This is a genomic window from Pontibacter sp. LHS1, from assembly GCF_058932855.1.
The window spans coordinates 113330-138314 of the sequence record NZ_JBZYWF010000008.1; the positions used below are offsets into that span (position 1 = coordinate 113330).

The 24985-nt window shown below is 50.8% G+C and carries 21 protein-coding genes; 13 read left to right on the top strand and 8 right to left on the bottom strand.

The genetic code is table 11. The features are described from left to right. The first annotated feature begins 30 nt into the window (after positions 1-30). The 8 genes from mraY (at position 31) to ftsZ (ending at position 10012) form a co-directional block, all read left to right on the top strand. Entirely contained in the window at positions 31-1251 is a 1221-nt protein-coding gene (gene mraY / locus AC5FXQ_RS15960) for a phospho-N-acetylmuramoyl-pentapeptide-transferase (RefSeq protein ID WP_493603416.1), read from the top strand. Positions 1252-1269: 18 nt separating this feature from the next. Beyond that, positions 1270-2613 (top strand): UDP-N-acetylmuramoyl-L-alanine--D-glutamate ligase, encoded by a 1344-nt coding sequence (murD, locus tag AC5FXQ_RS15965; protein WP_493603417.1) that lies wholly within the window; start codon positions 1270-1272, stop codon positions 2611-2613. Positions 2614-2639: 26 nt separating this feature from the next. Next, positions 2640-3788, top strand: coding sequence for an FtsW/RodA/SpoVE family cell cycle protein (locus AC5FXQ_RS15970; RefSeq protein ID WP_493603418.1), 1149 nt, complete (start codon positions 2640-2642; stop codon positions 3786-3788). Further along, the gene (gene murG, locus AC5FXQ_RS15975) at positions 3781-4893 is read left to right on the top strand and encodes an undecaprenyldiphospho-muramoylpentapeptide beta-N-acetylglucosaminyltransferase (RefSeq protein ID WP_493603419.1); all 1113 of its coding nucleotides are present in this window, start codon (positions 3781-3783) and stop codon (positions 4891-4893) included. Before AC5FXQ_RS15970 ends, murG begins: the two co-directional genes overlap by 8 nt. Continuing rightward, positions 4890-6284 carry a UDP-N-acetylmuramate--L-alanine ligase gene (gene murC / locus AC5FXQ_RS15980; RefSeq protein ID WP_493603420.1) on the top strand — a complete coding sequence of 465 codons (1395 nt, stop codon included), beginning with the start codon at positions 4890-4892 and terminating at the stop codon, positions 6282-6284. Before murG ends, murC begins: the two co-directional genes overlap by 4 nt. Positions 6285-6399: 115 nt before the next feature. Further along, positions 6400-7047 (top strand): cell division protein FtsQ/DivIB, encoded by a 648-nt coding sequence (locus AC5FXQ_RS15985; protein WP_493603421.1) that lies wholly within the window; start codon positions 6400-6402, stop codon positions 7045-7047. A gap of 12 nt (positions 7048-7059) precedes the next feature. Beyond that, entirely contained in the window at positions 7060-8355 is a 1296-nt protein-coding gene (gene ftsA, locus AC5FXQ_RS15990) for a cell division protein FtsA (RefSeq protein ID WP_076422540.1), read from the top strand. A 46-nt stretch (positions 8356-8401) separates the two neighbouring features. Then, entirely contained in the window at positions 8402-10012 is a 1611-nt protein-coding gene (ftsZ, locus tag AC5FXQ_RS15995; protein ID WP_493603422.1) for a cell division protein FtsZ, read from the top strand. A gap of 485 nt (positions 10013-10497) precedes the next feature. Here ftsZ and AC5FXQ_RS16000 read toward each other — a convergent pair whose 3' ends face one another. From AC5FXQ_RS16000 to AC5FXQ_RS16015, 4 genes are all read right to left on the bottom strand, one after another. Further along, complete coding sequence (locus tag AC5FXQ_RS16000; RefSeq protein ID WP_493603423.1) at positions 10498-11022, bottom strand: NADPH-dependent FMN reductase; 525 nt, start codon at positions 11020-11022, stop codon at positions 10498-10500. Positions 11023-11170: 148 nt separating this feature from the next. Beyond that, positions 11171-11923: a succinate dehydrogenase/fumarate reductase iron-sulfur subunit gene (locus AC5FXQ_RS16005; protein WP_493603424.1), complete on the bottom strand. Its 753-nt coding sequence runs from the start codon at positions 11921-11923 to the stop codon at positions 11171-11173. Between the two features lie 123 nt (positions 11924-12046). Next, positions 12047-13981, bottom strand: coding sequence for a fumarate reductase/succinate dehydrogenase flavoprotein subunit (locus AC5FXQ_RS16010; RefSeq protein ID WP_493603425.1), 1935 nt, complete (start codon positions 13979-13981; stop codon positions 12047-12049). Between the two features lie 21 nt (positions 13982-14002). Further along, a complete protein-coding gene (locus AC5FXQ_RS16015) occupies positions 14003-14692 on the bottom strand; it encodes a succinate dehydrogenase cytochrome b subunit (RefSeq protein WP_493603426.1) in 690 nt (229 codons plus the stop codon). A gap of 228 nt (positions 14693-14920) precedes the next feature. Between AC5FXQ_RS16015 and AC5FXQ_RS16020 the strand changes: the two genes are divergently transcribed. The 3 genes from AC5FXQ_RS16020 (at position 14921) to fabD (ending at position 19259) form a co-directional block, all read left to right on the top strand. Then, the gene (locus tag AC5FXQ_RS16020) at positions 14921-17683 is read left to right on the top strand and encodes a T9SS type B sorting domain-containing protein (protein WP_493603427.1); all 2763 of its coding nucleotides are present in this window, start codon (positions 14921-14923) and stop codon (positions 17681-17683) included. Next, positions 17683-18111, top strand: a complete 429-nt coding sequence (locus tag AC5FXQ_RS16025; RefSeq protein ID WP_493603428.1) for a thiol-disulfide oxidoreductase DCC family protein — start codon at positions 17683-17685, stop codon at positions 18109-18111. The genes AC5FXQ_RS16020 and AC5FXQ_RS16025 overlap by 1 nt, the downstream gene beginning before the upstream one ends. A gap of 266 nt (positions 18112-18377) precedes the next feature. Further along, positions 18378-19259, top strand: coding sequence for an ACP S-malonyltransferase (gene fabD, locus AC5FXQ_RS16030; protein WP_493603429.1), 882 nt, complete (start codon positions 18378-18380; stop codon positions 19257-19259). A gap of 93 nt (positions 19260-19352) precedes the next feature. Here the strand turns inward: fabD and AC5FXQ_RS16035 are convergent, their stop codons facing one another. The 3 genes from AC5FXQ_RS16035 to AC5FXQ_RS16045 all read right to left on the bottom strand — a co-directional run bounded on the left by AC5FXQ_RS16035 (position 19353) and on the right by AC5FXQ_RS16045 (position 21472). Further along, positions 19353-19973, bottom strand: a complete 621-nt coding sequence (locus AC5FXQ_RS16035) for a hypothetical protein (protein WP_493603430.1) — start codon at positions 19971-19973, stop codon at positions 19353-19355. 151 nt (positions 19974-20124) lie between these two features. Beyond that, positions 20125-20622, bottom strand: coding sequence for a 2-amino-4-hydroxy-6-hydroxymethyldihydropteridine diphosphokinase (folK, locus tag AC5FXQ_RS16040; protein WP_493603431.1), 498 nt, complete (start codon positions 20620-20622; stop codon positions 20125-20127). Then, positions 20615-21472 carry an alpha/beta hydrolase family protein gene (locus AC5FXQ_RS16045; protein ID WP_493603432.1) on the bottom strand — a complete coding sequence of 286 codons (858 nt, stop codon included), beginning with the start codon at positions 21470-21472 and terminating at the stop codon, positions 20615-20617. Before AC5FXQ_RS16045 ends, folK begins: the two co-directional genes overlap by 8 nt. 176 nt (positions 21473-21648) lie before the next feature. Here AC5FXQ_RS16045 and AC5FXQ_RS16050 point away from each other — a divergent pair, with 176 nt between their 5' ends. Further along, entirely contained in the window at positions 21649-22629 is a 981-nt protein-coding gene (locus AC5FXQ_RS16050) for a polyprenyl synthetase family protein (protein WP_493603433.1), read from the top strand. 184 nt (positions 22630-22813) lie between these two features. After that, positions 22814-23437, top strand: coding sequence for a class I SAM-dependent methyltransferase (locus AC5FXQ_RS16055; RefSeq protein ID WP_493603434.1), 624 nt, complete (start codon positions 22814-22816; stop codon positions 23435-23437). Positions 23438-23602: 165 nt separating this feature from the next. On the opposite strand, the gene AC5FXQ_RS16060 is transcribed toward AC5FXQ_RS16055, so the two are convergent. Beyond that, entirely contained in the window at positions 23603-24838 is a 1236-nt protein-coding gene (locus AC5FXQ_RS16060; RefSeq protein WP_493603435.1) for a peroxiredoxin family protein, read from the bottom strand. Positions 24839-24985 lie beyond the last annotated feature (147 nt).

Sequence of the window (24985 nt, forward strand, 5' to 3'; positions counted from 1 at the left end):
AGAAAAACATAGGAAACGATTACCGAATAAATGCTTTACCACCTCTTTACATACCTTGACCGTGAGTACGACCTATTAGGGGCGGGTGTATTCCAGTACATCTCGTTCAGGGCGGGTATGGCAACGCTTACATCCTTGTTAATCGCGATGATGTTTGGCGGACGACTGATTAAAATACTGCAGCGCAAACAAGTAGGCGAAAGTATTCGCGACCTTGGTTTGGAAGGCCAGATGGAGAAAAAAGGCACTCCAACCATGGGTGGTCTGATTATCCTGTTGGCTATTCTGGTACCGACGCTTTTGTTCGCCCGCCTGGATAACATTTACGTGCTCCTGATGATCGTTTCAACGGTCTGGTTGGGCTTGATCGGCTTTCTGGATGACTACATCAAAGTGTTCAAGAAGAACAAAGAAGGACTGGCCGGAAAATTTAAGGTACTGGGTCAGATTGGCTTAGGAATTATTGTGGGTTTGACCCTATACTTTAGTGACGATGTTGTCGTAAGACAGTACATTTTCACCGATGGCTCTACCTCTGCCGTGAACGCCACGAGCAAGTGGGTGGACATCAAATCCATGATTACAACCATTCCTTTCCGTAAAAACAACGAGCTCGATTACTGCAATCTGTTCTCTTTTGCCGGTCCGTTTTTCGCAGATTGGTCGTGCTACCTGTATATACCGTTTGTGATTCTGGTGATTACGGCTGTATCGAACGGCGCCAACATCACCGACGGCATCGACGGTCTGGCAGCTGGTACTTCGGCTATTATTGGTCTGACACTGGCAATTTTTGCATGGGTATCCGGTAACACCATTTTCGCGGATTATCTGGATATTATGTTTATCCCGAACTCAGGCGAACTGACCATTTTTGCGCTGGCCTTCGTGGGAGCCTGTGTGGGTTTCCTGTGGTATAATTCGTATCCGGCGCAGGTGTTCATGGGCGATACGGGCAGTCTGGCTATTGGCGGTATCATCGCGGTGATGGCCCTGATCGTGCGCAAAGAACTGCTTATTCCTATCCTGTGCGGCATTTTCCTGATCGAGAACTTATCGGTAATGCTGCAGGTGAGCTACTTCAAGTATACGAAGAAGAAATACGGGGAAGGCCGACGCATCTTTAAGATGTCGCCGCTGCACCACCACTACCAGAAGAACGGCTACCACGAGTCCAAGATCGTTTCGCGTTTCTGGATTGTGGGCATTATGCTGGCGATTTTGACATTGGCAACCCTGAAACTGCGCTAAACCTAAAGAAAACAAACAATGAAACTAGCGATACTCGGAGCGGGAGAAAGTGGCGTAGGGGCAGCATTGCTGGCCAAGGCGAAGGGGCTTGACGTGTTCGTGTCGGACATGGGTCAAATCAAGGAGGTATACAAAGCCAAACTGGCAACAGCGGCTATACCTTACGAAGAAGGCACCCATACCTTTGAGCGCATACTGGAGTCGACCGAGATCATCAAGAGCCCGGGTATACCTGACAAGGCGGCCATTATTCAGGAGGCGATCAAGCGGGAGATCCCGGTTATATCTGAAATCGAGTTTGCAGGTAGGTATACCGACGCGAAATTCATCTGCATCACCGGCACGAACGGCAAGACCACGACGACTTTGCTGACTTACCACTTGCTGAAGAGCGCAGGTATAAACGTGGGGCTAGCGGGTAACATAGGCGAGAGCCTGGCCGAGAAAGTAATTGACAATAAGCACGAGTACTATGTGGTGGAGCTGAGTAGTTTTCAGCTCGACAACATGTACCAGTTCAAAGCACATATTGGAGTACTGTTAAATATTACGCCAGACCACCTTGACAGGTATGGCTATGACATGAACAAGTACGCTGCCTCAAAGTTGCGCATTGCGCAGAACACGAGCGGCGCGGACTACTTTATCTACAACAACGATGATGATATTATCCGTAATGCGTTCGATTCTGCGTCTTTTGGCGGAACCACAGTCCCATTCTCACTCCAGAACAAGGAGGGTGCGAAGGTACTATGTGAAGGGACGCATGTAAAAGTCAACGTCAAGTTCTTCGAAGGCGACATTGACGCTTCACGCTCTGCCCTGATCGGCAAGCACAACCAGTACAACACCATGGCCGCCGTGGCGGTCGCCAAGCTGATGGGCTTGGAGGACAGTCAGATTGAAAAGGGGCTCGAGACATTTGAGAACGCAGAGCACCGTTTGCAGGTGATCACAGTTTCAAAGGAAGTCACCTACATCAACGACTCGAAAGCGACCAACGTGGAAGCCGTGTATTATGCCCTGGAGGGTATAAAGCAGCCGATCATCTGGATTGCGGGTGGCGTGGACAAAGGCAACGACTACAGCGTGCTGCAGGAGCTGGCCAAGGAGAAAGTGAAGGTGCTGATATGTCTGGGCAAGGACAATGACAAGTTGAAAGAAGCATTTGGGCGTATAGTGCCGGTTGTGGTGGAGACCACTTCCATAGAATATGCCGTGCGCATGGGCAAATTGCTGTCGACGCCTGGCGATGTAGTACTGTTGTCACCTGCCTGCGCGAGTTTCGACTTGTTCAACAATTACGAGCACCGGGGGCAGCGCTTCAGGGAGGCCGTAGAGAAGATAGTTTTGAGAAAGTAAATTTTTAATTCTTAGCCAAAGGTATTATGATCAAGCAGTGGTTACAGCGGAACCTGAAAGGGGACGCGGTGCTTTGGGGCATCGTGCTGATGTTCTCGCTTATCAGCATGGCAGTCGTGTATTCGGCTACCGGTACCTTGGCGTACAAGCAAAAAGACGGTAACACAGAGTACTTCCTCTTCAAGCACTCTTCCCTGATCTTCATTGGCCTGGCCTTCATGTGGCTGGCGCACAAGATCGATTACCGCTATTATTCCCGACTATCACTGGTAGCGCTTATCCTGGCGGTGCCGCTGTTGCTCTATACCTTTTTCTTTGGTTCTAACATTAACGAAGCGTCTCGCTGGATCACCATTCCAGTGATTAACCAGACCTTCCAGCCTTCGGATTTGGCGAAACTGGCCCTGATCTCCTATCTGGCCAGCATGCTTTCGAAGAAGCAAAACCACCTCGATGACTGGAAGCGCAACTTGCTGCCGATCTTCGCCTGGACAGCATTTATTTGTGCCTTGATCGCCTTGACGAACACTTCCACAGCGGTGCTACTTTTCCTGACGAGCCTGTTGCTGATGTTCATCGGTCGTGTTCCGATGAAGTCGCTGGCTGCTTTCGTGGTAGCGGGTGCTATGCTGGGCGGAGTTGGCCTGGCAGCTGGTCAGCGTCTGGGTACGGCGATCAGCAGGGTTGAGGCTTTCTTCGACGAGTCGGAAACCGCTTTCCAGCTGGAGCAGTCCTATATCGCGATCGCAACCGGTGGCGTGGTAGGCAAAGGGCCGGGCAACAGCGACCAGCGCGATATTCTGCCGCACCCTTACTCTGACTTTATCTATGCGATCATACTGGAAGAGTATGGTTTGTTGGGAGGCGCCCTGGTGCTGTTCCTATACCTTGCCCTGCTCTACCGGGGGCTGGTGACAGTCACGAAAAGCAACGGTGCCTTCGGTGGTTTGCTGGCAGCCGGTCTGAGTTTCAGTCTGGTGCTACAGGGCATGATCAATATGGGCGTGGCCGTTGGGCTGGGTCCGATTACGGGTCTGCCACTGCCACTTCTGAGTATGGGAGGTACGTCACTGATCTTCACCGGTATTTCCATCGGGATTATCCTAAGTGTAAGTCGTACCGTGAAGGCCGAGGAAACATTTGGTGCAACCGCAAAAGTAACGGCCAATGCCTAATCCGCAGCGTCCATATCGCTTCATCATCAGCGGTGGCGGCACCGGCGGGCATATTTACCCGGCCATTGCCATTGCCAACCAGATCAAGGTGGTGCACCCTGATGCGGAGATTCTGTTTGTTGGAGCGATCGGGCGCATGGAAATGACACGCGTGCCGGAAGCTGGGTATAAAATAGTGGGCCTCTGGATCAGCGGTCTGCAGCGCCGCCTCACACTGGACAATCTCTCTTTCCCCTGGAAAGTGATCTCCAGTATCCGGATGTCGCACAGGATCATCCGTGACTTTAAGCCAGATGCGGTGGTAGGAGTGGGAGGCTATGCCAGTGGCCCGTTGCTGTATGCGGCGACTTCTAAGAAGATTCCGGCCCTGATTCAGGAGCAGAACTCTTATGCCGGCATCACTAACAAGCTGTTAGCAAAGCGGGCGCAGAAGATCTGCGTGGCCTACAACAACATGGAAGCCTTCTTCCCGGCTGAAAAGCTGGTGCTGACAGGCAACCCGGTTCGCAAAGACATCATGGGCAGTAACTCGAAGCGTCGCGAGGCTTTGCTGCACTTCGGGCTGACTTCAGAAAAGAAAACCATACTGGTAATAGGCGGAAGCCTGGGTGCCAGAACCATAAACCAAAGTATAGCCGCAGGGCTGCGGCAAATCGCAGATGCCGGCTATCAGCTGATCTGGCAAACGGGCAGAGCTTTTTATCCGCAGGCGCAGGAACTGGAGAAGCCGTTTGCCGACGCAGGTATACGTGCTTTCGATTTCATCCGGCAGATGGATCTGGCCTATGCCGCCGCTGATGTGGTGGTATCCAGAGCCGGGGCACTTTCGATTTCGGAACTGTGTCTGGCTGGGAAGCCGAGTATACTGGTGCCTTCGCCGAATGTGGCCGAAGACCACCAGACCAAAAACGCCATGTCGCTGGTGCAGGAGCAGGCCGCCCTGTTGGTGCGCGATGCCGAAGCACAGCAACAGCTTATACCCGCCGCATTGGAGCTGGCTGGAAACGAGGCAGAGCAGCAGCGTCTGTCGCAGAATATTGTGAAACTGGCGCGGCCAAATGCCGCTGTCGATATTGTAAACGAACTGTTAAAGTTGATCAAGTGAGACTGGAAGATTATAGCTATATCTATTTCCTTGGCATCGGCGGCATCGGCATGAGTGCCATCGCCCGTTGGTTCAATGCCCGGAAGCTTCCGGTATGGGGGTATGACAAAACGCGCACCCCACTCACCGAGGCGCTGGAGCAGGAAGGCATCCGGGTACATTATGAAGATGATGTGAACCAGTTGCCAAAAGAAATACTCGAAAACAAAGAGGTCACTTTAGTGGTGCTCACGCCGGCTATACCCGCTGAGCATACCGAGTGGGCATACCTGAAAGAGCAGGGCTATACTATCAAAAAGCGCTCAGAGGTGTTGGGCATTATCACAGGCTCGGCTTATACCGTGGCAGTGGCCGGTACCCATGGCAAGACGACTACTTCCTCCATTGTAACGCATTTGCTGCACGAAGGTGGAGTGGACTGTTCGGCGTTCCTGGGAGGTATAGCGACGAACCTGAACTCGAACCTTTTGATCGGAAAAGGTACGGCTGAGCAGGAGACCATTGTGGTGGAAGCCGACGAGTACGACCGTTCGTTCCTGACGCTTTACCCGGACATTGCCATCGTGACGTCGGCTGACCCTGACCATCTGGATATTTATGGCGACAAAGAGGAACTGATCAGGACGTTTCAGAAGTTCATTAGCCAGGTGAAGCCCGGTGGTTACCTGATTTTGCATAGTGCTACCGATCCGCGCTTACTCCAAAAAGTGCATGAGGGGGTGAAGGTGATTCGCTATAGCTTGAACGAAGGTGATGGCCATGTGCAACAGCTTGAGATACAGGGGTACAGCTTTTGTTTTGATGCAAAAACACCCTTCGGTAACATAGCCCGTCTGGCGCTGGGATTTCCCGGATATCACAATGTAGAGAATGCGCTGGCCGCATTGATTGCAGGTCAGATCATGGGTGTGTCGGAAGACAAGTTGCGTGATGCACTGGCGACTTACAGAGGTGTGAAGCGACGCTTCGAAGTGGTGTATGAAGGGAAAGGAAGAGTATACATCGATGACTATGCTCACCATCCGAAAGAGATCGATGCGTTCATGACATCTTTGCGCGCCATTTACCCTGACAAAAAGCTGACCGTGGTGTTTCAACCGCACTTGTTCAGCCGCACCCGCGACTTTGCAACCGAATTTGCACAAAGTTTGAGCGCTGCCGATGAACTGATCCTGCTGGATATATACCCAGCACGGGAAAAGCCAATTGAAGGTGTGACTTCAGAGATGATTCTGGGCTTGGTAAATGGTCCGAAAAAAAGACTTTTGCATAAAGAGGATGTTGCGGCTTATTTAGCCGAAAACGCTGATTTTGAGGTGCTGGCGACAGTAGGTGCTGGTGATATCGATACATTAGTAAAGCCTATAAAAAATATTTTAGAAAATAACTGAAATGGGCTTGAATAGTAAAATAAAATCTTTAATTTTTGCATGTTGTAGCGTAGTTACCATTGCCGCACTTGCAGGTTTTGCTTCCTCTCGCCAAAATGAAAAAAAGTGTGAGAAAGTGTCAATAAATATTGATAATGAGTACAACAATTACTTTATTGGGGAAGAGGAAGTAAGAGACCTCCTGACCCGTGAAGGCGAACGAAAACTTGAAGGTTTGCCGAATCAGCAGATCGACCTGAAGAACCTCGAAAAGCGCATCGAAGCGCATAGCTTTGTGAAAGAAGCGGAGGTGTTTAAAGGTTTAGACGGCAACATACAAGTAAGCATAAAACAGAACAGGCCTATAGCTAGAATTATACGATCAGATCAGGATGTCTACATCGACGCAGAGGGTAATATGCTGCCCCTGTCCGACCGATACACCGCTCGTGTAATACCCATTACGAAGACCCAGTCCGGCAGACCATTTAGCCGGGATTTCTTCCAGGACTCTACAGGCCAGGCCTACCTTTCCTTGCTGCGTTTCATTGAAACAGATCAGTTTTGGAAAGCCCAAATAGCCCAGATGCATATCGATGAAAAGGGCAAAGTTTCTTTTCTGCCACAGGTAGGGGAACACACCATCGAGTTTGGGAAGCCAAATGATGTGGATGAGAAATTTAAGAAGTTGATGGTCTTTTATAAAGAAGTACTGCCTGTGATGGGCTGGGATAAATATAAGAGAGTCAATGTGGAGTACGAAGATCAGATAATTTGTGAATAACATATACAGCATATGCAGAACGACAAAATTGTAGTAGGCTTGGACATCGGCACAACCAAAGTTTGCGCACTTGTTGGTCGGAAGAATGAGTATGGAAAGCTGGAAATTCTTGGGATGGGTAAAGCCATCTCAGAAGGGGTGGTACGCGGTATTGTCAGCAATATCGACAAAACCGTAGAAGCGATCAGAAAAGCCGTTCAGCAGGCCGAAGATCAGGCGAGCATCAACATCAAGGTGGTAAACGTGGGCATTGCCGGGCAGCACATCAAGAGCCTGCAGCACAATGGCAGCATTACCCGCCAGATGACAGACGATGAGATTACGGTAGAGGATGTGAACCGCCTGACGAACGACATGTACCGGTTGGTGACTCCTCCGGGGAGCGAGATCATCCATGTGATGCCGCAGGAATACAAAGTAGATTACGAAGAAGGTATAGTGGATCCGGTAGGGATGTCGGGTGTTCGTCTGGAGGGTAACTTCCATATCATCACCGCACAGTCTAACGCGATCAGCAATATCAACAAATGCATCGCCCGTGCCGGACTGGAGATCGACAATCTGATCCTGGAGCCACTTGCCTCGAGCATGTCGGTACTGAGTGACGAGGAGAAGGAAGCCGGTGTTGCCCTGGTGGATATTGGCGGTGGTACGACAGACCTGGCCATTTTCAAAGACAATATTATCCGCCATACAGCTGTTCTACCTTTCGGGGGTAATATCATCACATCTGACATCAAGCAGGGCTGCATGGTGATGCAGAACCAGGCCGAGCAGCTGAAGGTGAAGTTTGGCAAAGCTATCGCCGACGAAGCCTCCGAAAATGAGATCGTTTCGATTCCAGGTCTGCGTGACCGCACGCCTAAAGAGATCTCTCTGAAAAATCTGGCCTATATCATAGAGGCGAGAATGGAAGAGATTGTGGAGTTGATCTACTCTGAGATTGTAAGATCAGGGTATAGCAACAGCCTGGCGGCAGGTATTGTGATCACCGGTGGTGGCGCGCAGCTCCAGAACTTGGTGCAGCTGGTGGAGTACATTACCGGCATGGATACCCGCATTGGTTACCCGAACGAGCACCTTGGCAAGTCGAAGATCGATGCGGTGAAGAGCCCGATGCACGCAACAGGCGTTGGCTTGGTGTTGGCCGGCTATCAGTCGCTTGATCAGCGCGAAGAGAAGCACGTGGAAGTGCAGCAGCATGAAGAGTACAACAGAGTAGTAACAACAAAGACCGCCAGCAAAGAAAGCAGCGGCAAAGGATTGCTCGACAGAATTAAAGGACTTCTGTCGGACGACATCGATTAGTTAGAAGCATAATTATTAGAAACCCATAATAGCAGGAGATTTTAGTATGACATCAATGTACAGTTTTGACCTGCCGGCAAGCGGTAAGTCCATCATCAAGGTGATTGGCGTCGGGGGCGGAGGCAGCAACGCGGTAAACTTCATGTACGGCCAAGGTATCAAGGATGTAGAGTTCGTGATTTGCAACACGGACATGCAGGCTTTGAAAAGCAGTAGCGTACCAAACAAACTTCAGATTGGTCTTAACCTGACTGAAGGTCTGGGTGCCGGAGCCAACCCTGAAAAAGGAAAGCATGCCGCCCTGGAAAGTAAAGAAGAGATACGTGAGCTACTCAGCAATGATACCAAGATGGTGTTCATCACCGCAGGTATGGGTGGTGGTACCGGTACTGGTGCAGCGCCTGTCATTGCTAAAGTCGCTAAAGAATTGGGTATCCTGACAGTAGGTATCGTAACGGCACCTTTTGCCTTCGAGGGCAGAAAGAAGAAGGCTGCCGCCGAAAACGGCATCAAGGAGCTAAGCGAGAACTGCGACACAATCCTTGTTATCCTGAATGACAAGCTGCGCGAGATGTTTGGTAACTTGGCGATTCGTGAGGCTTTTGCAAAGGCCGACAACGTATTGACTACAGCTGCTAAATCTATTGCTGAAATCATTACCGTAACAGCCGAAATCAACGTTGACTTCGAAGACGTTAAGACTGTTATGAAAGATTCTGGAGCTGCAGTGATGGGTTCTGCAACGACAGAAGGTGAGGGGCGTGCGCTCCGAGCTGCTGAAGAGGCACTTTCTTCTCCATTGCTTAACAATACTGATATCCACGGTGCTCAGAAGATACTCCTTTCTATCATGTCTGGTGACCAGGCTGAATTGGAAATGGATGAGTTGACCGAGATTACAGAATACATTCAAGACAAAGCCGGTCAGGAGGCAGAGGTTATCTTTGGTCACGGCATTGACTCTTCGCTGGGTCAGAGCATCCGCGTGACTGTGATTGCCACTGGTTTTGCCAGCAGCGCTGAGGAGATCATCGAGCCAAAAAAGACGGTTTTTGATCTGGAGAGCCAAAAAAAAATTGAAGTAGCAGAGCCAGTTAAGCCAGAGCAGCCTAAGATGGTGAACTTCGTGCCGGAGCCAGTAGTAGCGCCTGTAGTTACGCCTCAGCCGCAGCAGCCTGTGCAGCAGCAGTTCGAGATTCGCCGCCCGGTGGTGGATCAGCCGCAGCAGCCAGCTCAGCCGCAGGCCCCGCAACAACAGCAGTACCAGCAGGCGCCTCAGCCACAGCAGCCGGTACAGCAGCAACCGCAGCGCCGTGTGTTTAACCTGGAAGGCTCCACTACACAAGAGTACAGCAACGGTTTTGGTGCACAGCAGCAGGAAGATTATGCCACACGTGAGGCAAAACGCCTGGAAGCTGAGCGTGAGCTGATGAAGCAGAAAGCGATTGAGCGCCGTGAGCGCCTGAAGATGCTGAGCGCCGACATGACCACGAGCGAAGCGATGAAAGAGAAGCTGGACGTACCGGCTTACCTGCGTCGCAATGTTGCCCTGGATTCAGTTGCACACTCTTCTGAACGCAACATATCCCGTTTCAACCTAAACGATGACAACGAGATACTAGGCGACAACCGCTTTCTGCATGATAATGTAGACTAATTTTCAATCCTGTTTTCTAATAATGTGAAGAGCCCGCTGTCAAAGCGGGCTCTTTTTTTATACCTATACCTATACCTATACCTATACCTATACCTATACCTATACCTATACCTATACCTATACCTATACCTATACCTATACCTATACCTATACCTGTGCCTATACCTGTGCCTATACCTGTGCCTATACCTGTGCAGTCTGACTAAAACAGGTTCGATATTAATATTACAGGTATAAAGAGCGGAAGGAGCAGTTTTGTAGTTGCCTTATAAATAACTCTGGCCGTTGAAAGACTTTAAGAAAACCCCAAAGGCCCAGATTAGCGAGTAGGAGCAAGGGGTAATACACCATCAGCAACAGTGGAGCCTTGTCATTGCCAGTCCATGTTTTTAATACCAGTAGGGCAACGAATATCAGATTGATCAGAATTGCTAATGCGAAGTGGTAGCGCATATTTAGCTCTTCAGGGTGTATCGCCTAGGCTATTAGAAATGGATGAATTGATCGATCTGCTGTTTTAGCAGCTCCAGGTATAGCTCGTTTGTGATAGCAGTTCCATCGAAGTTCTTCTCAATTTGAGCCAGGCGCGGTTTCAGCGCCAGCACGTGCATGCCTAAGTAATTGAAAATATCAGTCAGGTGGCTCATAGCCAGTCCACTGCCTTGCACTCCGGATGATAGGCCAACCAAGGCTGCCTTTTTATTGCGAAAAGTGTTTGGGTAGGAAAGGCCATCAATAAAAGCCTTGAGAACGCCCGGGAATGAACCGTTGTACTCCGGCACGATAAATACAAACTTTTCTGAATCACCAATAAGAGTGCTCAACTCATTGAAGGCAGCGTTTGTGCCAATGTTGTCGTAAAGGGCTGATGTCGTAAAGTCAGCCGGAAGGTCGGCTAAGTCCAGTATCTGATTGGCTATTTGGCGCTCCTCCAACAGTTTTGAGTACAGATTGGCTACAGCTCTGGAGTTGGAGGATGGTCTGTTTGTGCCCGTTATAATGGTGATCATAGTATCATGTAGGTGTCTTCCTGTAAACAGACGCTAGTCTTTACGGTTTACAGGAAAGTATAGATGTCAGAATATTTGTGCGAATATAAAAGCAAAAGGCGAGAACAGTTTCCTGTCTCGCCTTTTAAGCTTATTAGAATCAGGTTAACTATACGTTCTCTGAAGTTGCTTTTGCGCTAAGATACTCACGGTTCAACATGGCAATGTTGTCAAGTGAAATACCCACTGGGCACTCAGCAGCACAGGCACCTGTGTTAGAGCAGGCACCAAAACCTTCCACGTCCATTTGAGCCACCATGTTCTCGGCGCGAGTCTTACGCTCCACTCTACCTTGTGGCAGCATCGCCAGCTGTGATACCTTCGCACTTACAAAGAGCATAGCAGAGGCATTCTTACAGGCAGCTACACAGGCTCCGCACTGGATACAGGTTGCCGCGTCAAAAGCTTTGTCTGCAATTGTCTTCGGAATTGGAATAGCATTGGCATCAGGTACGCCACCTGTGTTTACAGACACGTAACCACCAGCCTGCTGAATGCGGTCGAGAGCAGAGCGGTCAACGATCAGGTCTTTGTGCACCGGGAAAGCAGCTGCTCTCCAAGGCTCGATCGTGATGGTATCGCCGTGGTTAAAGTGACGCATGTGCAACTGGCATGTGGTGGTGCCGCGCTCCGGACCATGTGCTCGGCCGTTGATGAACAAGCTGCACATACCGCATATACCTTCGCGGCAGTCATGGTCAAAGGCAACAGGCTCTTCACCTTTTACAAGTAGTTCTTCGTTGAGCACGTCCAGCATTTCCAGGAAAGACATATCCGGAGATATGTTCTTAAGCGGATAGGTTACCAGCTGACCTGCAGTATTTCTATCTTTTTGGCGCCAAATCTTCAATGTGAGGTCCATTGGTTTAGCATTTGGATTACTTCCAGCCATTTCTTTATTAATTACGAATTAAGAATTACGAATTAAGAACTTCAATCATCTGTTTACCAGATCTATTACTCGTTCTTAATTATTAATTATCCATTATTTATAGCTACGCTGCGTCAGCTTCACGTTCTCGAACTTGAGCTCCTCCTTGTGCAGGATTGGGTCGTTGCCTACCCCTGTAAACTCCCAGGCGGCTACGTAGGCATAGTTCTCGTCGTCACGCAGGGCTTCGTTTTCTGGTGTCTGGTACTCCTCACGGAAGTGACCGCCGCATGACTCGTTTCTGTTCAGTGCGTCGTCTACCATCAGTTCACCCAGTTCCAGGAAGTCGGCTACACGGTGCGCTTTCTCCAGCGTCTGGTTCAGCTCTTCGTTAACGCCCGTCACTTTCACGTTCTGCCAGAACTCGTCACGTAGCTTGCGGATTTCCTGCTTGGCAAACTGAAGACCTTCAGCGTTACGTGCCATACCGCAGTAGTCCCACATGATCTGTCCAAGAGCCTTGTGAAAGTCGTCTACCGTACGGTTACCTTTGATGGAAAGCAGTCGCTGAGTAATACCCATTACATTCTGCTCAGCTTCCTTAAACGCAGGATGGTCTGTGCTTATCTTGTCGTAAGGCGTCTGTGCCAGATAGTCACCGATTGTGTAAGGAATAACGAAGTAACCGTCAGCAAGACCCTGCATCAGAGCAGAGGCACCAAGGCGGTTTGCACCGTGGTCAGAGAAGTTACACTCACCTGTTGCATATAGGCCAGGTATGTTCGTCATCAGGTTATAGTCAACCCAAAGGCCGCCCATGGTATAGTGTACAGCAGGGTAGATACGCATTGGCTTTTCATACGGATTCTCATCCGTGATCTTAGCGTACATATCAAACAGGTTGCCATACTTGGCTGCGATTGCCGCTTGTCCGTCACGCTTGATCGCATCAGCGAAGTCAAGGTATACCGCCAGGCCGGATGCACCTACACCGCGTCCTTCGTCGCACATCAGCTTAGCATTGCGTGATGCGACGTCGCGTGGTACCAGGTTACCGAAGGCAGGGTATTTGCGCTCCAGGTAGTAATCACGGTCCTCTTCTTTGATATCATTCACTGTGATCTCACCCTTGCGCAGGCGCTGGGCAATCTCAACAGTCTTAGGCACCCATACACGGCCGTCGTTACGCAGTGATTCTGACATCAGTGTCAGTTTCGACTGGTAACCACCCGAAACAGGTATACAGGTTGGGTGAATCTGTGTGAAGCAAGGGTTAGCGAACAAAGCACCTTTCTTGTGTGCTCTCCAGGCTGCCGTAGCGTTAGAGCCCATCGCGTTAGTAGAAAGGAAGAACACGTTGCCGTAACCTCCTGTTGCCAATACCACGGCGTGTGCACTATGAGACTCAATTTTACCTGTGATCAGGTTACGCACCACAATACCGCGGGCTTTGCCGTCTACCATTACCAGGTCCAGCATCTCCGTGCGAGGGAACATCTTCACTTTACCGTAAGCGATCTGACGGTTAAGGGCAGAGTAGGCACCCAATAGCAGCTGCTGTCCGGTTTGGCCGCGGGCGTAGAAGGTGCGGGATACCTGCGCACCACCGAATGAACGGTTAGCTAGCAGGCCGCCGTACTCACGGGCGAAAGGAACACCCTGCGCCACGCACTGGTCAATAATGTCCACTGACACCTGAGCCAGGCGGTACACGTTTGCCTCACGGGCGCGGTAGTCACCACCTTTGATGGTGTCGTAGAACAGACGGAAGATCGAGTCACCGTCGTTCTGGTAGTTTTTAGCGGCGTTGATACCACCCTGCGCAGCGATAGAGTGCGCACGGCGAGGGGAGTCCTGGAAGCAAAACGCTTTCACGTTGTAGCCCAGTTCGCCAAGAGTAGCAGCAGCGGAAGCACCGGCAAGACCAGTACCCACTACAATGATGTCGTATTTCCGTTTGTTGGCTGGGTTTACCAGCTTCACATTGAATTTATGCTTATCCCACTTTTCAGCTAAGGCGCCTTCCGGGATTTTAGAATCTAATATCATAGCAACTATTGAAAGTTTATGTTATGCAGCGAAAAAGAAATAAATCGGAATGATGGCAAAGCCAAAGCAAACCGCTATAGAGAATACAACACCGAATGTCTTAATGAACGGGGTGTATTTTTTGTGCGTCAGGCCCAGTGACTGGAAGGCACTCTGGAAACCATGGATCAGGTGATAAGCCAAAGCGATCATAGAAATAACGTAGATCAGTACATACCACCAGATTTGGAAAGACTGCACTACCTTCAGGTAAAGGTTGTCATAGTCCACATTCTCAATCACAACACCCTCCAGGCCACCAGCGGCACCAAAACGAGCTGGAACAAAGAAATTCCAAAGGTGAATGATCAGGAATACCAGAATCACTGTACCTAAAAGGCCCATGTTACGGGAAGACCAGGTAGAGTTTTCCTGCGGATGCTGCTCAGCATAATCAATAGGACGGGCAGCTTTATTGCGGCGCGTCAGTACGAGCGCATCGTAGATGTGAAACAAAAATCCCAGAACCAATACAATCTCCATCGTGCGGATGATCGGATTATTCGCCATAAAGTGAGAGTATAAGTTAAATGTCACGCCGTCATCACCTTTGAATAGCGTTAAATTACCTATCAAGTGAACTACCAGAAAAGAGCACAGGAAAAGACCTGTGATAGACATGATGATCTTGCGGCCGATTGTACTGGAAAACGTTTTAGTAAACCAATTCATCTGTATTTGTTAGAAGGTTAAGTAATGAATGCTTTTTAATGCCCAAAGGTACAAGCGGAGCCCGTATAAAACAATTAAATAGCATATTTTGAATCAATCTAAATTGCAATGCGTAGGACTGAAAACCATATACTATTAACCCACTTTTCTTGTGATTGTTGATAATAAAAAGGTAAAAATTCAGTTTTCATTTTACCTTTGTTCAGCGCCAAACCTAACTCTACGCTTATGCCAAATAGTTTACGCTTGAGCTGTTGCTTGCCTGGCCGCATTGTGCTGTTGGTATTGATGTTGTTGTTGGGATATGCATTCGAGGCGCAGGCAACACACATCAGGGCGGGAGATATCACTGCCCGCAGGGACACAGGTCCCAACCCCAATCCCCGAAAGTTCTTCTTCACCATGGTGATGTACACCAAAACCAGCTCCCCGGCTGATGACCCTTTTGTCTTTATTTCGATGGGGGATGGTAATACGGTGCGCGTAGAACGGCAGTCCGTAACACCGGTAAAGCCGGAGGTGGACCGTGAAGTGTTTGTGTGGGAGTATATCTATGATGCCAACGGGACCTATCTTGTAACATGGGTAGGGGAAAACCGCAATGGGGGCATCCTGAACATGGCCGCTCCAACTGATCAGCTTACCTTTTCTATTACGACCACGGTTTCAATCAACCCGCTTCGTGGCCTGAACAGTACGCCAGTGCTCACCGTAGCACCTATTGACGAAGCAACTGCTGGCGAGCGTTGGGTACATAACCCAGGAGCTATTGATGACGATGGAGACAGCCTCGCATACAAACTGATACAACCGCAGCACCGCAACCAGGCTACTGGCACGATCACCAACGTGCCTGGCTACCGCGATCCGCATACGGTGGATAACTGTCGCAACTCCGCTAACACCGGACCCTCTACTTTTACCCTTGACCCCATCACCGGACAGTTAACCTGGGACGCGCCCTGCCGACTGGGCGAGTATAACGTAGCCTTTGTGGTGGAAGAGTGGCGTGTAACAGGCGCCGCACCCGTGCTGATCAGTACGGTGGTGCGCGACATGCAGATCCTGGTGGTGGATGCCCGTAACCGTCCGCCGGTGCTGGTTCCCCGCGACACCTGTATCGTAGCTGGCGAAACGCTGCGCACTACCATCACAGCTACTGACCCTGACGGTCACCTGATCACGCTTACTGCGCCTGGTACTGGCGGTGTTCTGCCACCTGCTACCTTCAACGTGACTGTAAATCAGCCGGGCCGCGCTGCAGGACAGCTTGTGTGGAACACCTCCTGCAACGATGTGCGTGCCAATCCATATCAAGTCATTTTCAGGGCAGAGGATAACCCGCCGCCGCCATCCAGGCAGCTGGCTGACCTGCAGCCCTACCGCATTAGAGTAATTGGCCCGCCACCGCAAAACCTGCTGGCAACCGGCCAAGACCGTACTGTGCGGCTGACCTGGGACAGCTACATGTGCCAGAATGCCGCAACCATCCGGATCTACAGGCGCGAAGGACCCTCTGGCTGGACCCCCGGCCCTTGCGAAACCGGCGTGCCTGCCATCACAGGCTATGTGTTGATTGGAGAAGTGGGCAAGGATGCTACTGAGTTTCTGGATGATAACAACGGGCAAGGGCTGGCAGCAGGCGCAGAGTATTGCTATGTGATTTATGCTGAGTTTCCAAGACCGGCCGGCGGACAAAGTATTGCTTCGCTGGAGGCCTGTGTTGTGATAGAGCGTGACATACCTTACATCACCAATGTGACAGTAGACCGCACCGACGTGACTAACGGGCAGATTACCGTTCGCTGGACGCAGCCGGGTCCAGGTATAGAGCGCCTGAACCCACCGTTCGAGTACCGGCTGTACCGTAAGACAGGGCAGGAGCCAGGCGGAGCCTATCAGCGGGTATTTACTTCCCGCAGACTGAGTGACACCGTCTATGTGAACAGCGGCTTGAACACAGAGGAAAACGCCTATCGATATAAACTTGAGTTCTACAGTACCACTACACCAGGTGGCGCCACACCGGATATGCTGCGCGATTCGACATCCGCCTCCAGTGTGCGACTGGCTGCCGAGGCACAGAGTACTGGCGACGAACTGGGTGTAACACTCAATTGGACCTATGATGTGCCGTGGCGCAATGAAGTGCTGGAGCACCAGATCTTCCGGGTAGTGGGAGATGAACTGGTGCAGGTCGGCAGCGTAACGGCATCGGCTACCAGCGGCACCTTTACCGACAATGGCACTGCTGCCGCCCCACTGGAGCGGGGCCAGACCTACTGCTACGTGGTGCGTACCCAGGGCACTTACCAGATAGACGGTCTGCCGGAGCCTTTGCAGAACCTGAGCCAGGAAGTGTGCGTGGAGATACCGCTTATCATCTGTCCGCCTGAGCTGACCCTGGATGTGCTCAACTGCGAGGCTTTCTTTGCTAACCCAACCCAGCCGCCTTACCAGAACGTGCTGAACTGGGTGCCGCAGATCGGAAATGGATGTACGGATGAGATCGACTTCTATACCGTATACTTCAGAGGACCGGGCGAAACCGAGTATCGTGCCATCGCTACGACTAAAGAGACCACCTTTACCCACACCGGGCTGGAGTCTTTTGCGGCTTGCTATTACGTGACGGCCACAAGTCTGGCAGGAGAGGAGAGCGAGCCAAGCAACGAAGAGTGCAAAGACAACTGCTTCTTCTTCGAGCTGCCGAACATTATCACGCCTAACGCTGATGGCAAAAATGATGTGTTCAAGCCAGATCCCAGAGCTGCGTTTATTCGCTCCACCACCTTCAAGGTATTCAACCGATGGGGCGTGAAGGTATACGAAAGCAGTGCAGATGCGTATATTAACTGGCCAGGCACCGATAACGATGGTAAGCGCCTTAATGATGGGGTTTACTATTATGAGGCCGAGGTTGAGTTTATATCCATTGACCCGAACCGCAGCCGCAGTAAGTACAAAGGCTGGGTTGAAATAGTACGCTAATGATAAAAGATGAACTGGACCGGCTGCAGGGTTTGCCCATCGTATTTTACGATGGCACCTGCGGCTTTTGCCAGGCCAGCATACAGATCGCTTTGAAGTATAATAAGCAGCAGAACCTGCATTTTGCCGCTTTGCAATCCGGATTGGTAGAGCAGTTGGTACCACAGCAGCTTATACCTGATCCCTTGCCCGACTCTATTCTTTTTTTTGAAAACGGCCAGCTCTACACCGAGTCTGAAGCCGCTCTCCGCATCGCCCGCCATCTCAATTTTCCATGGTCGGTGCTTTACTATTTCAGGTTTATTCCCTTATCTTTCCGCAATTTTGTTTACCGCTTTATCGCGAAACACCGCTACCGCATAGCAGGGCGCAACGAAGCCTGTATGCTGCCAAGCCCCGAAGAGAGGGCCCGGTTTGTAGCTTACTAAATTGTTAAATTGTTGATGGTTAAATTGTTGTTGGGCCTTTGCGTGACGACAAGAAGTGGCTGTGCTTATCAGGTTTATACCTCTGAGGTAGGTATAAGTACGGATGGGTTCAAGCATGGATAGGCCTTGGTGAACACAGCTATACCTGTGTAACCGTCCAAGAGAGAGCTATAAACCAGACCCGCAAAGACCACAGGCAGCCATTTAAAGATTCAACAATTTAACCATCAGCAACCAGCAACTAACTATCAACAATTAATATTAGCATGAAAAAGGCATACGTTTTCACGGGACAGGGCTCTCAGTTTGTGGGTATGGGTAAGGACCTGTATGAGCAGCACGAGTCTGCTCGTCAGCTGTTTGATAAAGCAAACGAAATCCTGGGATTCAACATTACGGACATCATGTTCGGTGGTACGGACGAAGAGTTGAAGCAAACCAGAGTGACACAACCGGCTATTTTCCTGCACTCAGTGGCGCAGGCGGCCGTTGCACAGGATTTCAATCCGGATATGGTGGCTGGTCATTCACTGGGTGAATTCTCAGCTTTGGTAGCCAGCAAAGTGCTGAGCTTTGAGGATGGCCTGAGACTGGTATACAAAAGAGCGATGGCGATGCAGGCAGCCTGCGAGGCCAATCCGTCTACCATGGCGGCTATCCTTGGTCTGGACGATGCGAAAGTAGAGGAGGTATGTGCCTCAATAGAAGGTGAAGTGGTAGTGGCAGCTAATTATAATTGTCCGGGTCAGCTGGTGATCTCGGGCTCTAACAAAGGGATAGAGATCGCCTGCGAGAAGATGAAGGAAGCCGGTGCCAAGCGTGCCTTGCCACTGCCGGTAGGCGGTGCTTTCCATTCCCCGCTCATGAAACCAGCCGAAGAGGAACTGGCCAAAGCAATCAAAGAAACAACCTTCAGCCAGGGCATTTGCCCGATCTATCAGAACGTAGATGCTCAGCCGCACACTGATCCGGAAGAAATCAAGCAGAATCTGATCAGCCAGTTGACGGCCCCGGTGCGCTGGACGCAATCAGTGCAGCAAATGGTAGCCGATGGTGCTACGCATTTCGTAGAGTGCGGCCCTGGTAAGGTATTGCAGGGATTGGTTAAAAAGATCGAACGTACGGCTGAGGTGAGTTCAGTAGAATAAACCTTAACGCAAGACATAAAAAAAGACCATTGCAGCTGCAATGGTCTTTTTTTATGGGAAGTAGATGTCTTAATGATGGTGCTTGGGTAGGGCTTACTGCCCATTCTCGTCTACGGCCATCGGTGTTACGCCTAGTCTGCTTAGTTCGTCCGACAGTTTCAATAGTTCATTTCTGATGATGTCGCTTTGCTGCAGTTCCTCTTCTGGCAGGCTGATCACGCGTGACAGGTATAGATTCTCCTTTAGCTGCAGCTCTTGCATGAGCCGGTCCAGTAATTCCTGGTTTTGACCGACATAGATGAGGGGCGAGAGCTCGATCTGGATGTTGTGCTGCTTTGGGTTGATGATGTTCACCCTGAAGAAGTAATTGCCTACTTTGCCGAACAGATAGGTTGAAATCTCCTTCACAATCGCGTTGTATTTTTCAACAGCTCCACTGAAATGAAGCGATGCAAAGGCAGGGAAGTCATACAGACGCTTCTTCTGCAGCAGCTTTTCGTAGTTGTTGAGCAGCAGCAGGATAATAATGCCGGCTGCGATCAGTGCCGCAACGAGGGCCTTTTCTGGCAATTGCTGGCTAAATGTTTCAGCAGTAAAGCGCTGCGTGAACAGAACAGGTATAAAAGTAAAGGGAAGCACCAGTATGAACACAACCAGGAAGCCTCGCATAAGGCTTCTTTTTTCATTCGTGATGATGGTGAGGAGGTCGTTCATAAGCTATTCGGGAGAAGCGCACCACGAGCGCATCATATCTCGCACAATCGCAAGTATAGCAATCTCGCAATATAAGTAAAATTTTACTTTCTTGGCTGTATTCCGCTCTAAAGTAAGGTATTTTAGAGGAAATTCACAGCTCCCTTCCAAGCTATTGATTTGAAGTTGAATTAAATAAATAAACGGGAAGTTCGTCTGGGCAATTTTGTAAGAGCTGTGTTACCTGCATGTGCAGTACTGGGTGCTGCAGGTACGGTGCGATCTCGCTCAGCGGCAGGAGCGTGAAACGGCGCAGGTGCAACTGCGGGTGGGGGATCGTCAGGCGCTGCGACTGCAGTACAAGCTCGTCATAGAACAAAATGTCGATGTCGATAACGCGTGCTCCCCAGTGCTCGTGCCGGATGCGGCCCAGATCCTGCTCGATCTGATTTATCGTTTGCAGCACTTGCTCCGGGCTGAGAGTAGTCTGCACCTCCAGCACCTGGTTCAGGAAAGCGGGTTGGTCTGTATTGCCCCAGGCAGCGGTTTCGTAGAGGGAGGAGCTTTGCGCGATCGAACCGACCTGTGTGGCAATGCTATCGCGGGCTTGGGACAGGTATAGCGGACGGTCACCGAGGTTGCCGCCCAGGAGCAGGTATAGCTTAGGCATGTTTGTTAAAAAAGGCGATACTAAGATCGGCAGCGGCTTTGGCTGCAAGTGGTAACTCTTCCTGCTGGTAAGGGTGTTGGCCCCCGAAAGAGTGATCGGCGCCAGGTAGAAGGTGCAGCTCAGCATCGGGTTTCCAGGTATGCAGGTCGTGGGCCATCTGCACTGGCAGTGTCTCGTCCTCCTCGCCATGAAGTATAAGCAGAGGTTGCTGCATTTTCTGAATCACCTTCGGGATTTCCAGTCGCTCCACATTGGCCAGGTAATCCTCCACGATCTGGTAGTAGAGCGGCATGCGTATACCTGTGCGGGCGTTGGTGACCCATTGCACGCCTTCTTTCTTCCAGGACTCTTTTTCCAGTTCGTCCCAGCGCTGGTCAAAATTATTGACGGCAGCCCAGGTAGCCACAGCCCGCACACGGGTATCTTCAGCGGCTTTGAGTATAACAGAACCACCTCCCCGGCTGTGGCCGATCAGGTAGATGCGATTCAGGTCCAGCTCGTTTTGCGGCAGCGGGCCTTCCTCGTCGTGCACCAGGTCGATGAGCGCCTTCAGATCCTCGAGCTCGATACTGAAGTTATTGCGCCCAAAGGCTTCCATGTCGTGCAGGTCGGAGTCGTTGTCGATGCTGGTGCCGTTGTGAGAGAAGTTGAACTTGATGAACACAAAGCCTTGCTCCGCGAAATAGTTTGCCAGCAGGTTGAAGTGCCCCCAGTCTTTGAAGCCTTTAAAGCCGTGGGTATAAAGCACGACTGGCTTTTTGTTGCCGTCCTGGGTATAGGTGGCGTCAGCGGTGAAAGGACGCTCGTGCTCCGGGTATACCACGAAGTCTACTTTGAGTGTGTCTGCCATAACGGTCTGCTGTGTTATCAGAAGGCAATATAGTTATTTTAGGCATGCGGCAAACCAGCACGAGGCTGTGCTGTTGGTTACGTATACCGCCTGGCTTATCTTAGATTATTTAAACGCCGATTTGCTATACTTGTTTGGAAACGACCCCCACACCTAGTAATATTGCGGAATATCGCATGAGCATTAGCCTAAAGGAAATACAAGCGCCGATTGCGCAGGAAATGGAGCTGTTCGAGAAAAAGTTCAGGACTTCGATGAAGTCTAAGGTGCTGCTTCTCGACAAGATCATGAGCTACATCGTAAAGCGCAAGGGCAAGCAGATGCGGCCTATGTTTGTGTTTTTCATGGCCAAGCTCTTCCGCGGCGACGCCATCGGCGATGCCACCTACCGTGGTGCGGCCCTGATCGAGCTGCTGCACACAGCCACCCTCGTGCACGACGACGTGGTGGATGATGCCAACTACCGCCGCGGTTTCTTCTCTGTAAACGCTCTCTGGAAAAACAAGATTGCCGTGCTGGTAGGCGACTACCTGCTCTCCAAAGGCCTGCTTCTCTCGCTGCAGAATGATGACTACGAACTGCTCAAGATCGTGTCGAATGCCGTGAAGGAGATGAGCGAAGGGGAACTGCTGCAAATTGAGAAAGCCCGCCGCCTGGATATTGATGAATCTGTGTACTTCGATATCATCCGACAGAAAACCGCCTCCCTGATCGCCTCTTGCTGTGCGGTTGGAGCTGCCTCTGCCGGCGCCTCTAAAGAAGACATTGAAAAAGCGCGTCTCTTCGGCGAGAAAGTAGGCATCGCTTTCCAGATCAAAGACGACCTGTTTGATTATGGCACCGCTGAGATCGGCAAGCCCGTAGGTATAGACATCAAGGAAAAGAAGATGACCCTGCCACTGATCCATGCCCTGCGCGAAGCTGATTGGATGACTCGTCGGCGTGTGATCTACAACGTGAAGAACAATAACGGCGATAATAAGCGCGTGCAGCAGGTGATCGACTACGTGAAAACCTCCGGTGGTATACAGTATACCATCGAGGCCATGAACCAGTATCACGCCGAGGCGCTGGCCATTCTCCATACCTTCCCGGCCTCCCCATCCCGCACCTCCCTGGAGCAACTGATTGCTTATACCATCGAAAGGGAGAAATAGAATTGCTGAATTGTTGGTAGTTGAATTGTTTTGACCTCGCGGTGCGCGCAGCTCCCGCGAGTGCCTTAGGTAACAGCTATACCTATACCTGAGCGAAAATATCTGTAAACTTTGGAATGAAATCTGTAAGCTTAGATGGCAGGAGCGTGGGTAATTTTGAGCTGTACGAAATGACCTATGAAAAATGAGTATCAACACGAACACCTGGAACCGACTGCGCTATACGGTATACCTGCCGATTTATGACCTCATCGCAGACCGCATCTTCCGAAGGTATAGGAAACGCTCGGTTGAGCTGCTGCAAGCCAAACCTGATGATGCTATACTTATAGTCGGTGCCGGCACCGGGCTGGACCTCCCATACCTCCAGGGCTATACCCGTATCACCGCCAATGATATCACACCGGGCATGATCACGAAACTAAAGGCAAGAGCTGAAAAGCTGGGTATACCTGTCGATGCCCATGTGATGGACGGCCAGCAACTCAGTTGCCCCGACAACAGCTTTGAAGCCGTGATCCTGCACCTGATTATTGCGGTTATACCTGATCCAGTGGCCTGTATCCGGGAAGTAGAGCGGGTGCTGAAGCCGGGCGGCACCGTCATGGTGTTCGACAAGTTCCTGCCAGACGGACAGAAGCCCTCGCTGCTGCGCCGTCTCTTCAATCAGGTCGCCAGCACATTTTTTTCTGATGTGAACCGCAGCATTGGCAGCATCGTGCGCCATACCTCGCTGCAGGTGGAATTGAACGAGCCGGCAGCTTTCGGGGGGACGTTCAGGATCGTGCGGCTTCGGAAACATGCCTAAGCATAGATCGCCAGGATGAATGGTAGCCAGAAGTTACTACATAAAGGCTCAGAAGGTGATGAAAGGGCTATACGGAACTGCAAAAACACAAAGGCCACTACTGCATCAGTAGCGGCCTTTGCTATACCTGCTGATCCAACAATCAGCAATTAGCAATCAACAATACTATTTCTCCGCCAGCAGTTCGTCCATCGTTTTGTTAAAGTCAGCTACCCATTCTTCGTAGTATTGGCCTGTACCAGGACCAGAGAAGCCGGTGTGGATCTTGCGCACTTTGCCCTGACGGTCGATGAAGATGGTGGTCGGGAAGGAGAGGACGTGGTTAAGCGCCGGCAAAGCTTGCGCGGCAGCTTCTTTATCGGCTGGACCGGCGTAGAGCAGGTCATACTCGATGTCGAAGCGGTCCTGCATTTTCTTCAGCCTTGGCACAGCCTGCTCGTAGCCTTTGGTGCGCTCAAAGCCAAGGCCGATGATCTCCAGGCCACGGTCTTTGTTCTTGCTGTAGTAGGGCGCCAGAAACTGGGTTTCGTCCATACAGTTCGGGCACCAGGAGCCCAGCAACTGCACCAGCACTACTTTGCCCTTATACTTGTCATCTGACAGCGACACCTGCTTGCCTTCCAGGTCTGGGAACGTGAACTCCAGCGACTCGTAGCCTGGCTTCAGGTAAGTCAGTTCGTTGGCGTTGGCCAATTCGGCGTTTTCATTGCGATTGGCAGTCCAGGTTTCGTAGTCGTAGAGGCCGGCAAAGTACTCACCTTTCAGCGTCTCCTCTGCCGTTGGCTGCGCCGTGAACAGGTAGTCGTGGTTGCCGTCAAAAGTTGACAGCTTCAGCTGGTTGCCTTCCACCTGCCCCTCCAGGTAGCGGTAGTCGCCGGTTTGGGTGATGAACGTGCCGGTCACGTGATTGTCTTTCTGCTCGAACACGCCGATAGCCGGGTAGGTCTTGCCGTCAGCTTTCGTAAAGGTCACCTCCCACTTACCGGAATAGTTAAAAGTAGCCGGGGCGGGGTTTTCCTTGAAGCGATTGGTCTTGCCATGCTCCGCCGTGAAAGGCACAGAATAGCGCTTGCTCAGGTCGTTGCGGGTAAAGCGGCCAGCCATCTTATCGCCGTCGACCTTCGCGATCAGGTCGGCGTCAAAAATGTGTAGTCTGATCTTAAGTGAGTCGCCTTCTTCCTTGATTTCGTCCACAAGGATGCGCTCTTCCGCATTGATCAGGTATAGCACGGCCTTGCCGTTCTGCTCTTCAGCTTCCATGATGAAGGGAATCTCCTGGCCCTGGGCCTGCAGCACAACGCGCCACGGTCCGGGTTGTATGGTGTTATCGCTAGATGTAGAAGAACCACAGGAGGTTAAAAGCTGTGTGAAGGACAGTGCCAACAACAAAATCAGCTTCATTGGGGTATTAAAACAAGTAAGTTTCATACCGCGAAATTACTAGATGAATTCGTGAAATGCGAAACTTAGCGTAAATAGCAACATCAGGTATGGAAATGTTATATTCCTATCTGCTAATGTTGTGCTAAAACACGCATATTTCGTACA